The following is a 12312-nucleotide window of genomic DNA, read 5'->3' on the forward strand; positions in this document are numbered from 1 at the left end:
ATAACAAACACGTCACGCACAGCTAGGGTCCAAAGTCGTGACAGACAGTGACGTGGCCACGACCGCACCTCCGGCCTTGCCGACCCCTCAGCGATCCAGCGGACCGAACCGAGCACGGATCGTTGCGATTGTCGCATCGATCCTCGGCATAGTTTTGTGCGGATCAGTGCCGTTCCTGCCGATCGAGCAGGACACAGCCGTCGTCAACTGGCCGCAGGCCGGGTCGACGACAAGCGTCGAGGCGCCATTGGTCTCGTACACACCGCTGCGCATGGAGGCATCGATCCCGTGCGCGTCGATCAGCGAGTTGGCCGCCACCGGCGGAACACTCGTCTCGACGGCTCCCCCGGGTGCCGCCGATGCGCGCCGCTACGGATTTGTTGCCACTGTCTCCCCCGAATCCGCCGACGCTCCCGCTCGGGTCGACGTTGTCCTGCGCGATCAAGTGCTGCTCTCGACACCCGTTGCTGATCTGCAAACTGGATGCGCACTCACGCTCGCCGCCGAGCCGACCCGAACCACCTTCAGCGCCACCGGTTCCGAACCGCGCGTCATCGAGGGCGACAGCCGACCACAGGTAGTCGGCGTCTTCAGCGACCTCGATTCGGCATCAGCCGGTTTGAACGTCTCGATCGAGGCGGACTCTCGCTTCACGTCGAGCCCGTCGGTGATCAAGACTCTCGCCATGATTCTCGGGGCACTCACGGCTGTCGTGTCCCTCTTCGCGCTGCACCGCCTCGACAACCGCGACGGCCGGGGCACACGCAAATTTCTGCCCGCCCGATGGTGGAAGTTCACCGTCCTCGACGGCGTCGTCGTCGGAACTCTGGTGCTCTGGCACTTCATCGGCGCTACCACCACCGATGACGGCTACCAGTTCACGATGGCCAGGGCCTCCGAGCAATCGGGCTACATGTCCAACTATTTCCGGTGGTTCGCGGTCCCCGAGACCCCGTTCGGAACGCCGTACTACAACATCCTCGGACTCCTGGCGCACGTCAGCACTGCAAGCCCCTGGGTTCGTCTGCCTGCTCTGTTGGCAGGCATCATCACCTGGCTCGTCATCAGCCGCGAGGTCGCGCCTCGACTGGGAGCCGCAATTCGCGGAAACCGGCTCGCCCTGTGGACCGGCGCGCTTGTCTTCCTCGCGTTCTGGCTTCCGTTCAACAACGGACTGCGCCCCGAACCGATCGTTGCTCTCGGCGTCCTGCTGACGTGGTGCTCGATCGAACGCGCAGTCGCGACGAGACGACTTCTGCCGGTCGCAGTCGCGATTCTGATCGCCGGATTCACCTTGACCGCCGGGCCTTCCGGCCTCATCTGCTTCGCCGCACTGATCGCCGGAATCCGCCCGATCATGCGCATCATCATCGAACGTGCCCGCACCACCGGTTACATCGCGGCCGTCGGGCCACTGCTAGCTGCCGGACTGTCGATCCTCATCCCCGCGTTCGGCGATCAGAGCCTCGCCGCCGTCATCGAGATGCAACGCGTCCACTCGATCTCACCGAACCAGCCCTGGTTCGACGAGTACCTCCGCTACCAATACCTCTTCAACATCTCCGTCGACGGTTCTCTGACCCGCAGATTCGGTGTGTTCGTCATGGTTCTGTGCCTTGGCGTCTGCACCGCGATGATGCTGCGCAAGGGCGGCCGGATTCCCGGTTTGGCCGCCGGTCCGTCACGCCGCGTCGTGGGGCTGACGATCGGCGCACTGCCACTGCTGATGTTCTCGCCGACCAAGTGGACGCACCACTTCGGAATCTTTGCCGGACTCACCGCCGTTCTGGCGATGATGACGGCGGTCGCCGTGGGTACAAAACTCCTGCGCTCGCCGCGCAATCGGGCCCTATTCGCGGCAGCCGTACTGTTTCTCCTGGCCGTCGCATTCACCGGCAGCAACAGCTATTACTACGTGTCCAGCTACAGCGTTCCGTGGTGGGACAAGCCGGTGTCGATCAGCGGACTCGGCGCGAGCACCGTCCTCCTCGGGCTGACCGTGCTGATGCTCGGCGTCGCCGCGTGGTACTTCTTCCGTGAGCCGTACACCGCCGGGAAGGAACCGTCCGCGAAGCACGCTCGACTGCTTGCCATCTCGCCACTGACGATTGCCGCAGGTGCCATGGTCCTCTTCGAGGTGCTGTCCATGGCCAAGGGCGCGGTCACCCAGTACCCGGCCTATTCGGTGGGCCGTGCAAACGTCGACGCCGTTCTCGGCCAACACTGCGGACTCGCCAACGACGTTCTGCTCGAGACCGATCCGAACGCCTCGATGCTGACGCCCCTCTCGGGCAGCGTCGCCACAGCACTCTCCGCCGGCGGGGCTACGGGATTCGATCCGAATGGCGTCGCCTCCGACCTTCGAGCAGACAAGGAAGCCACGGCTACCGGCGGCGCGAACACCGTCGACACCTCCGAGGACACCGCCGGTAACTCGGCCGGAACCGGCGGAGGCGCCGGACAGACCGGGGTCAACGGCAGTTCGGTCGCGTTGCCGTTCGGTCTCGACCCGGCGACAACACCCGTCATGGGTAGTTACGGTCAGCCCTCCCCCGGCACTCTGACCAGCGACTGGTACCAACTCCCCGACGTGGGCGAGAACGCCACACGCGGAGACATCATCTCGATTGCAACCGCTGGTCGTGTTCGGTCGGTCGACAAGGACGGAATCGTCACCTACGGCCAGAACGTCGAGGTCGAATACGGAACAGCGCGTGGCGTCGACGATGCCGAAACAGACGCTGTGGAAACACTCGGAAAGATCGCGCCCCTCGACATCGGTCCGGCACCGTCATGGCGGAACCTGCGTGTGCCGCTGGACCAGATTCCCGTCGAAGCCAACAGCATTCGACTTGTCGTCAGCGACTACGACAGCAAGCCCGACCAATGGGTGGCCGTCACCCCTCCGCGGGTTCCGAAGACCCAGAAGCTCAACGACGTCGTCGGTTCACAGGCGCCCGTCATGCTGGATTGGGCTGTCGGACTGGCATTCCCGTGCCAACGCCCCTTCGATCATCGGGTCGGTATCGCCGAGGTCCCCGAGTATCGGATCCTTCCCGACCATTCCGGCGCGCTCGTGACCAGCGCATGGCAGGACCACTACGGCGGTGGACCGTTGGGGTGGATCGATCTGCTCCTGACCGCTCAGACCATTCCGTCGTACCTCGACAACGACTGGGCTCGCGACTGGGGTTCGATCGAGAAGTACACACCGATCGATCCGAGTGCAGTGCCTGCCCAGGTCGACGAAGCGACCGTTCAGCGCTCCGGGACGTGGAATCCGGGATCTATGACCATGGTTTTCTGAGCGGAATTTCTGAGCGGCTGGGTCACTGAGTGACACGGTCCAGTCGCGGGCGGATCGGACGAAACGCCTGCGACTGGACACTTGTATGACTTAGTCTCCCAGGCATGGGAGCCCTGTCACGGTCTATTACGCCTGCACTCATGGCACTGACGTGCCTGCTCGGGGCGCTCGCCTTTCCCACTCGCGCCTCTGCGGAGGTACCGGATGACTTCCTCTGGGGCGTTGCCACCTCCGGATTCCAATCAGAAGGTTCGTCACCGGACAGCAACTGGTCTCGATACTCCGATTCCGGACGAACCCACGACAAAATCGGTGATTCGGTCGACTTCCGGCATCGCTACGCCGAGGACATCGACCGGGCGGCCGATCTGGGATCGAAGGTTTTCCGATTCGGCGTCGAGTGGGCGCGAGTTCAGCCCGCCGCCGGGTGCTGGAACGAGGCCGAATTCGCGTACTACGACGACGTGGTGGCTCACATCCGCGCGCGGGGCATGACTCCGATGATCACGCTCGACCACTGGGTGTATCCGGGATGGGTTGTCGATCAAGGCGGCTGGACAAATCCGAAGACGGAAGCCGATTGGCTGGTCAACGCAGAGAAGGTAGTCGAGCGGTACTCCGGAATCGGGGCGCTGTGGATCACGATCAACGAGCCGACTGTGTATGTTCAGCGTGAATTGACCTACGGCGGAATCGCACTCGCCCAGGCACCGTCGATGTTCGATTCATTGGTCCGAGCCCACCGGGCGATCTACGACCGCATCCATGTTCTCGATCCCGGTGCCCGCGTGAGCAGTAATTTCTCCTTCATTCCCGGCGTGTCCGAGGCGATCGATTCGGTATTCACGGATCGGGTGCGCGACAAGCTCGACTTTCTCGGGATCGACTACTACTACGGTGTGGCCCTGAATAATCCGACTGCCGCGTACGCCGCACTCGACGAGTTCTACAACGTCACACCACAACCCGAAGGCCTCTACGACGCATTGATGCGGTACTCGGACAAGTATCCGGAACTCCCCCTCTACATCGTCGAGAACGGCATGCCTACCGACAATGGAGCGCCGCGCGCCGACGGTTACACACGCGCGAATCACTTACGCGATCACATCTATTGGATGGAACGCGCCCGAGAAGACGGTGCCGACGTGATCGGCTACAACTACTGGTCCATCACCGACAACTACGAATGGGGTTCGTACCGACCTCGATTCGGCCTCTACACGGTCGATGTTCTCGGCGATCCCACTGCGGCGCGAATCCCGACCGACGGCGTCGACGCCTACCGCCGGATCATTCACGAGAACGGCGTCGGGGCCGACTACGTGCCCGTCATGGCCCCGGCTTTCTGCTCGCTCGTCGATCCTCCCCGCAGCTGTACGGCTACTCGATGACGGCCGTTTTCCGAAATTCCTCCACACCTCGTCGTTAGGATGTCCCATGCGAACACTGCGAAATATCGCCGGAACTGCCGCTGCCACGGCTGCCCTGATCCTGGTTGCCGGAGGCGCTGCGACAGCAGCCCCCAACCCGGCCGATTCACCCCGCGAGGCGCAGGCACGCGCCTACATCGACGCCCTGGTCTCCCATGACGTTTCCGATGTTCATTTCGCCCCGGATGCGACGCGCGTCGAAGCCGGACTCAAGACGGGGTTCTCCGGACCACAGATGTCCGCCGACCTCGAAAACGGTATCCAATACCGCGTTATCCAGGGCGTACGAGACCTCGAGATGTCGGAAGCCGGGGACATCGTCTCGACCACCTATCTGCTCGACGCGGGAATCGGTGGCACTCGCCTCATGACCGTGGAGATTCGTGAAACCTTCGAAGTCCGTGACGGTCTCATCCACGACGTCGTCGCCCACATCATCCCAGTGTCTGTGTCCTGACGCGCGCCCGATAGCTACTGGGCGGTGCACCCGAAACTCGGGTGCACATCGCTGCGAAGGCAGCCGGCGTCGAGTATCCGAGTTCAGCCGCAACGGCTGTCACACTGGCACCGGCAGAGAGTTTCGGGAGCGAGTGAAGAATGCAGGCACGCTGCATCCACGACGACGCGCTCATCCCCGTTTCCGAGATCAGCAAGCGGTGCAGTGTTCGTTCACTGATGTGGAGTTGCTCGGCCCACCGCGTGGGCGAGTCGTGGATCGACGGACCGGCGAGATACCGCGTGCACAACGCCCGCAATCCCGGGTGCCGAGGCAGCGGAAGTTCCACAGGCAGGGGCGCAAGATCGCGAAGTTCGTGCAGGATCAGCTGAAATACCGCGGCGCCGCGTCCGTGTGCCGGGAAGTCGTCCTCCACGTTCAACTCGACATCCATGTCGACTGCAGCGACGAGCAGCTCACGCAGGAGCGACGACACCGCGACGACTCGGCACCTGACCGGGAACCACGGCGCAGCGGACGGTTCGATGTAGAGGCTTCGCGTGCTGACACCGTCCATCGTCACCGCATGAGTGACACCGGCGGGAATCATGACCGCATTGGACGGCAGAACCGTCCACTCACCGTCATCGGTTTCGACGTTCATCGCACCGTTCACAGCGAAGAGAAACTGGGCTCGTCGATGTTCGTGGGCGGCCAGCACATGACCGGGTGGGTAGTCGGTTCCGATTGCGAGAACACCGCGAGGTGAGTGATCGACGTCGTTGATCGAGATGTTGCGCACCGGAGGAACCTACCGAGTCCGTGTCTGATTGACAATGGAACGTGGCGAACCTTCGAATGTGCGCCAGCGTAAAAATCGCTATCGTTCATCGAGTGCTTCACTACGCCCTCATCCTTCTCGCTTTCGGCGCCTTGACCGGAGTCACCACCGTTCTGTTCGGATTCGGTGGCGGGTTTGTCACCGTCCCAGTCGTTTACGCTGCATCCACACTTCGGGCGGACGTCATCGATCCGATGCATGTCGCCGTCGCATCCTCGGCGGCAGTGATGGTGGTCAATTCACTCAGTGCCACAATCGCATTCAGGAAGTCAGGACGGCTTCGGGCGGAGTACATCAGACCACTGATCGGCCCCGTCGCAGCCGGAGCAGGCCTCGGAGCGGTTGCGGCAGGTCACGTCGACGACGGCGCCGTTCGAATTCTGTTCGTCCTCTACCTCGTGGTCACAATCCTCGACAGCCTTCTGCGACAAGGGTTTCTGACACCACCTGAACCTCGAGAACATCTTGACCGTCACGGCGTCCGCGCTGTCGGGATAGGCATCGGCGCCGTCGCAAGTTTCCTCGGAGTCGGCGGGAGCGTCATGACGGTTCCGATGATGCGTCGCGGCGGAGTTCCGATGGCCGACGCCGCCGCGAGCGCCAACCCGTTGAGCTTGCCTGTCGCCGTCGTCGCGACTGCGGTGTACGCGGCCTCATCAGGGCACAGCACCGCCTCGGATCTGTCAGCGGGCAGAGTCGGCGCAATCGACCTTCTCGCCGTTTGCGCGTTACTGGCCGGCTCTCTACCTGCGATTGCACTGAGCCGGCGAATTGTCGGCGCCATCCCGGACCGGATCCACGCCGCCGCCTACATCGCTTTACTCGGCGTAGTCACGGCGGTGATGATCGCGGCTTAGTGGACGGCGTACCGCAGATAGATGACGCCACTGTCGAAGGTTTTCTGTTCCAGCAGCCGCAGGTCCAGTCGCCCGCGCGGGAGAGCAGGCAATCCGCCTCCCACGCTGACCGGGCAGACGAACAGTCGGCATTCGTCGACCAACCCCGCCGCGAATGCACTTGCAGCGATCGTCGGCCCGCCGATCGAGATATCTTGTACCGCTTCGCTCTCGAGCGCACGAACGGCGTCGGCGTCGAAGTCCCGGGCAATCGTTGTGCGCGCCGTCGACACCTCGTTCAGCGTCGTGGAGTACACGATTTTATCGATGCCACCCCAGATCTGAACGAACTCGACTGTCGCCGCCTCGATTCCGGCAAACTCGTCCGGCACCGAAGAACCAACCGATGCGGAAGTACCTTGAAGGTCCTCGTGTGCCGTTGTCTCCCAGGGAATCATTGTCTCCCAGGGAATCATCGTCTCGTACATCCGGCGCCCGAGCAGGTACGTGCCGACTCCCCTCTCGAGCTCGTTGACGAACGAATGGACCTGCGCGTCGGGAACCGCCCAGTCGAAGTTCCCCTGCTCATCAGCCACATACCCGTCGATCGAGCAGATCGCCGAGTAGATCAGGCTCACCATCGGTCCACGTGCAGCACGTTGTCGACCGGTTCACGGGCGGCGGGTTTGAACGTCTCGCCGGTGAAGTACGCCGTCGGGATAAGCGCCGCCTGATGGAATCCGGCCGGAATACCCAGCAGCTCGGCAACTTCCGCTTCACGCTGCAGGTGCAATGTCGTCCACGCCGTACCGAGTCCACGTGCCCGTGCGGCCAGAGCGTAACTCCACACGGCCGGGAGTAGAGAACCCCACAGACCGGCCTGGTTCCCCTCCGGCAACGTCTTACCCGCCTTGATGCACGGAATGAGAAGAACCGGCACCTCGCCCATGTGCTCACCGAGCCACGCGACGCTGGTGCCTACTCGCTGTTGGATCGGCGCGCGATCGGGATCATCGGCGAAGAGTTTTGCCGCCGAACCGTGAGAAGCAAGGTACTCGTCGGTGACTTCCTTGTAGATCTGCCCGACTGCTGCACGCAGTGCCGGATCGGTCACCACCATCCACTGCCACCCCTGGCGATTCGAACCGGAGGGCGCCTGCAGGGCGATCTGGAGGCATTCCTTCACCAGGTCCAACGGCACGGGACGGGTCAGATCCAGACGCTTTCGAACCGTCCGCGTTGTGGTCAGTAATTCGTCGGGTGTCAGGTCGAGTACGAGATACGACGTCATCTCCCGATCATTGCACTGTCGCGAGCAGTGAGCAGGACAGTCCGTCTACACTTTTCTGATCCCGTGCGTGCTGGTTGTCGGGAGTATTTCCCGATCAAAGGACTTTCGACATGAGTTGGCACGTCTGGTTGGCGTTCTTCGGAGCAAGTTGGGTGATCAGCCTGTCACCGGGGGCCGGCGCCATTGCGTCGATGTCGTCAGGGCTTGCCTACGGCTTGCGGCGCGGATACTGGAACATCTTCGGGCTGCAGTTGGGATTGCTGCTGCAGATCGGAATTGTCGCGGCCGGGGTCGGTGCAATTCTCGCCAGTTCGACCGTGGCCTTTTCCTTGATCAAGTGGTTCGGTGTGGCATACCTCGTCTACCTGGGAATCAGGCAGTGGCGATCGGCGCCCACCGAGGTGGAGACCGACGAGGCAACCGCGAGCAGTTCCGGCCCGATGATGATGCTTCGCGGTTTTCTCGTGAACGCGAGCAACCCGAAGGCTGTCGTTTTCATGCTCGCAGTGCTCCCACAATTCCTGGACCCGTCGGCACCGCTGCTTCCGCAGTATCTGATCATCGCCGCCACGATGTGCGCAGTCGACGTGATCGTGATGACCGGATACACCGGGCTGGCCGCACGGGTGCTCACCTTGATGCGATCCCCCAAACAGCAGAGAACCACCAATCGAGTGTTCGCCGGCCTGTTCTTCGGAGCCGCCGGCTTCCTCTCGAGCATCGGACGTGCAGCGGCTTGATCGGTCACAGGCCTGCAATCAAGTTTACGACGGACGCCACGATCACCGAACCGAACAGGTACGAGAGCAATGCGTGGCCGAGCGCCATCGCGCGCATGTCCGACGACTTCAAGTTGGTGTCGGAAATCGCGAAGCTCATCCCGACTGTGTAGGCCACGTAGGCGAAATCGCTGTACCGCGGCGGTTCTTCCTGATTGAAATCGATTCCGCCGTCGGGGCCCGAGTAGTACAGCCGCGCATAGCCGAGGGCGAAGAGCGTGTGGACCGCCAGCCACGAGATCACGACACTACCGACTGCAACCGATGCCGCCACGACTTGGTAGTGATGTCCGTCGGGTGCCGCCAAGAGCAGGAACGCGATACCGACGAGGCTCGCGACGGCAGCGCCGAGAATCAGCAGGTGTGCGACGTTGCGAGCCGGTTCTTCCCGCGTTGCGTGGCTCGCGGTGAGCGTCGCATCGAAGGGCCAGACCAGAATCCACGTCCACACCGTGAACACCATCGCCGCGACATCCCAGCCGATCAGGAAAGCGAACCGGGGGTAGCCGACCAACGCCGTGACGACGCCTGCAGCGACACCGAGCACCAGACCTGTCGACACTCTCAGCGCTGGCCCGGCACCCAGCTCACTCCGCGGAACCGGGTTGATCGGAAGGTCGTGCGATCGATCGTTCACGGGCTCAGTCAACCACCGTTCGCAATGAGACGGTGGTTACGCCGCAAGGTAATCGAGAAGCAGGCGTGTCAGGCGTTGCAGGTGTCGACCAAAGGCTTGCCGTTGAATCTGTCCAGCACGTACTGCAATCCGACACCGAAGTCCGCTACGGCCGGCGCGAGGTGATTGTTACCGCTCCCCGGATTCACTGCAGGCAGGGTGTCGGTGAACAACGTCGCCTCGGCCCCGCGCGCGCACCAGTCCTGAACCAGGCGCCGGGTTTGCTCGTACGGGATGAAATCGTCGTTGAGCGCTCCGTTGACCAGAATCGGCGAGGCCGGGGTTCGCCGCCCGATGCGTTGTTCCTCGATCACCTGCTGGATCTCCGGTACCGATTCCACCACGTCGGCAAGTGGCCGGCCGTCCGTGGTCCACGACGCCGTCGACTGCTTCCCGTACTTGGTTCGGGAATCGATGAGGCATTGCCCGGCGACGTTGGCGAGCACGGACCGGCCGTAGTCGTTGAGTCGAGATTCGATCGGCTCTCGGGCGGCGGGATATCGGTCGAGGACGCCGTTGATCGTGTAGCCGATCGCGGCCATCAGGCCGGTACCGTCGATATGACGCAGAACGCTTGCCAGGTCTGCCGGGGGCGCGCTCGCGTAACTCCCGACCAGATTCAACTCAGGCGCGTATTCGGGTGCCAGTTCGGTTGCAGCGGCAGTGGCGCCGCCGCCCTGCGAATGGCCCCACAGCGCTATCGGATCGTCCTCTCCTGCGTTCGCCAGGGCTCGGGCAGCGCGTGCACCGTCCAACATCGCATGGGCTTCCTCGGCGCGATTGACGTAGGTATGGGTGCCGGGTGTTCCGAGTCCGATGTAGTCGGTGACAAACACGCGAACGCCCTGGGCTAGGAATGCGAAAGCAAATGCGGACTCGTAGTTGACGCCGACACTGTCCACACCGGCACCGTAGTTCGACGGATTCCCGGGTTCCGCCAGGCGGAGTTGACCGGCAGTGGGAAACATCCTCGACGGCGCGCACTGATCACCTTGGCCCTGAGTGCCCGGACCGATCACGACCGTCGGGCGCGGGCCCGCGCCTGACCACGGGGCGGCCGGCTCCAGGTACGAGCCCGACACAGCAACATTGGATCCGTGGGTGTCGGTACTCGAATACAGGATCCGGGTCCCCACACCAGGCACTCCGCCAACGGCACCGGCCAGCGGCAGCGGTTCCGTCCGAATCACCGAACCCGGATCACCGACGTCGCCCGGAATCGCGTCGTAGAAATCGTTCACAGGTTCGGCGTTCGATATCGGTGTGAACAGTAGCGAGGTCGACAACAGCGCCGATACCGCAACGGCCGAAACCTTCAGTGCCGCGAGGACAACCTTCCGGGTGCTCATGGAAATCCAACGTATAGGCCTCAGTCGACGCGCGGACCGGTTTCGATCTGCGGGACTTCAATCGATCGATACCAACTGCTACGCGAGCGGGCCATGCCACTGGCCCCCCGATCCCCTGGTTTCACGGCCAGGACCTGATGAATCGTAAGCCTGTGCGGCTCCTCGAAACCCAGGGCACTGGCAGCGAGATACAGCAACCAGGTACGCACGCGGGGAGCACCGACCTGTAGGACCGATGCGTCCCAGTTCTCGCGAAGATTCTGTACCCACGCGCGCAGTGTCAAGGCGTAATGCTCGCGCAACGCCTCGCTGTCACGCGTCTCGAAGCCTGAAAGTTCGAGCGCATCAATGGTTTTGCTCAGCGGAAGGATCTCACCGTCCGGGAAGATGTACCTGTCGATGAAACTGCGTCCGTCATCGACGTTGTCCGACAAAGACTTCACCGCCGCGATGGCGTGATTGAGCAGACGACCCTGCGGCACGAGCAGGTCGTAGAGTTTTGCCGTGTACACCGGCAAATTGGCCAGGCCCACATGCTCGGACATGCCGATGCTCGAAATCGCGTCGTACGGGCCGTCGTCGACGTCGCGATAGTCCTGCACCCGAATCTCGATACGATCGGCCAAACCCGCGTCGGCAACTCGTCCCTTGGCGTACTCGACCTGCTCGTTGCTCAGTGACACTCCGACGACGTCGACGCCGTAGTTCTGGGCAGCGTGCAGTGCCATCGATCCCCAGCCACAACCGACGTCGAGCAGTCGCATTCCCGGCTTCAGATCGAGCTTGCGGCAAATCAGATCCAGCTTCGCGTACTGAGCAGCTTCGAGGGATTCGACCCCTTCCGGCCAGTACCCGCACGAATAGACCATGCTCGGCCCGAGAAACATTTCGTAGAAGCGGTTCCCGACGTCGTAGTGATGGGAGACCGTGGCCGAATCGCGTGATTTACTGTGCCGCTTGCCTCGCTTACGACGCATCTCGATCGACGGAGGCGATGGCGGTGGACCCACCGCCCCCAAGCCGGCGAAAGTACCGGCGGCGCGCACCAGCGAGCGCAACGGCAACGCCGACAAACGATTCTCACCGAGCCGCGTGACCAGATCCGGGACATCGAGGAGCGCAAAGATATCGCCGTCTACGTCCAGATCGCCGGACACGTATGCCCTCGCCAGCCCCAATTCGTTGGGAGAGTACAGGACTCGACGTAGGGCACGCCGATTCCGGAAATGTACCCGCGCAGCGGCGTCCGGCGGACCTGCCTCCGAACCGTCCCAACATCGCACGCGAACCGGAAGCGGAACCCCGATCACTTCCTCGAAAACCGTCAAAATTTTGGTCGCGGCACCAGTCACAGATCAACCCCT

The 12312-nt window shown here is 62.8% G+C and carries 11 protein-coding genes; 5 read left to right on the forward strand and 6 right to left on the reverse strand.

Annotation, left to right across the window (positions count from 1 at the left end; translation table 11 throughout):
- Positions 1-37 precede the first annotated feature (37 nt).
- The 3 genes from ABX74_RS25125 (at position 38) to ABX74_RS25135 (ending at position 5197) form a co-directional block, all read left to right on the forward strand.
- Positions 38-3307 carry an arabinosyltransferase domain-containing protein gene (locus tag ABX74_RS25125; RefSeq protein ID WP_371330691.1) on the forward strand — a complete coding sequence of 1090 codons (3270 nt, stop codon included), beginning with the start codon at positions 38-40 and terminating at the stop codon, positions 3305-3307.
- Positions 3308-3447: 140 nt separating this feature from the next.
- The gene (locus tag ABX74_RS25130; protein WP_047889940.1) at positions 3448-4701 is read left to right on the forward strand and encodes a glycoside hydrolase family 1 protein; all 1254 of its coding nucleotides are present in this window, start codon (positions 3448-3450) and stop codon (positions 4699-4701) included.
- Positions 4702-4747: 46 nt separating this feature from the next.
- The gene (locus ABX74_RS25135; RefSeq protein ID WP_020969792.1) at positions 4748-5197 is read left to right on the forward strand and encodes a hypothetical protein; all 450 of its coding nucleotides are present in this window, start codon (positions 4748-4750) and stop codon (positions 5195-5197) included.
- Here ABX74_RS25135 and ABX74_RS25140 read toward each other — a convergent pair.
- Positions 5175-5978, reverse strand: coding sequence for an AraC family transcriptional regulator (locus tag ABX74_RS25140; RefSeq protein WP_047889941.1), 804 nt, complete (start codon positions 5976-5978; stop codon positions 5175-5177). The genes ABX74_RS25135 and ABX74_RS25140 overlap by 23 nt on opposite strands.
- Positions 5979-6070: 92 nt before the next feature.
- Between ABX74_RS25140 and ABX74_RS25145 the strand changes: the two genes are divergently transcribed.
- Entirely contained in the window at positions 6071-6874 is an 804-nt protein-coding gene (locus ABX74_RS25145) for a sulfite exporter TauE/SafE family protein (RefSeq protein WP_223258000.1), read from the forward strand.
- On the opposite strand, the gene ABX74_RS25150 is transcribed toward ABX74_RS25145, so the two are convergent.
- On the reverse strand, positions 6871-7494 hold the full coding sequence (locus tag ABX74_RS25150; RefSeq protein WP_047889943.1) for a dihydrofolate reductase family protein: 624 nt from the start codon (positions 7492-7494) through the stop codon (positions 6871-6873). The genes ABX74_RS25145 and ABX74_RS25150 overlap by 4 nt on opposite strands.
- Complete coding sequence (locus ABX74_RS25155) at positions 7488-8144, reverse strand: nitroreductase family protein (RefSeq protein ID WP_047889944.1); 657 nt, start codon at positions 8142-8144, stop codon at positions 7488-7490. The genes ABX74_RS25150 and ABX74_RS25155 overlap by 7 nt, the downstream gene beginning before the upstream one ends.
- A gap of 110 nt (positions 8145-8254) precedes the next feature.
- Here ABX74_RS25155 and ABX74_RS25160 point away from each other — a divergent pair, with 110 nt between their 5' ends.
- Entirely contained in the window at positions 8255-8884 is a 630-nt protein-coding gene (locus ABX74_RS25160; protein WP_020908008.1) for a LysE family transporter, read from the forward strand.
- A gap of 4 nt (positions 8885-8888) precedes the next feature.
- On the opposite strand, the gene ABX74_RS25165 is transcribed toward ABX74_RS25160, so the two are convergent.
- The 3 genes from ABX74_RS25165 to ABX74_RS25175 form a co-directional block, all read right to left on the reverse strand.
- The gene (locus ABX74_RS25165) at positions 8889-9560 is read right to left on the reverse strand and encodes a DUF1345 domain-containing protein (protein WP_020908009.1); all 672 of its coding nucleotides are present in this window, start codon (positions 9558-9560) and stop codon (positions 8889-8891) included.
- Positions 9561-9628: 68 nt separating this feature from the next.
- Positions 9629-10948 (reverse strand): lipase family protein, encoded by a 1320-nt coding sequence (locus ABX74_RS25170; RefSeq protein ID WP_047889945.1) that lies wholly within the window; start codon positions 10946-10948, stop codon positions 9629-9631.
- A gap of 20 nt (positions 10949-10968) precedes the next feature.
- Positions 10969-12300, reverse strand: coding sequence for a class I SAM-dependent methyltransferase (locus ABX74_RS25175; protein WP_019748788.1), 1332 nt, complete (start codon positions 12298-12300; stop codon positions 10969-10971).
- Positions 12301-12312 lie beyond the last annotated feature (12 nt).

Source organism: Rhodococcus sp. ARP2, assembly GCF_001029585.1.
Taxonomy (GTDB): domain Bacteria; phylum Actinomycetota; class Actinomycetes; order Mycobacteriales; family Mycobacteriaceae; genus Rhodococcus_F; species Rhodococcus_F erythropolis.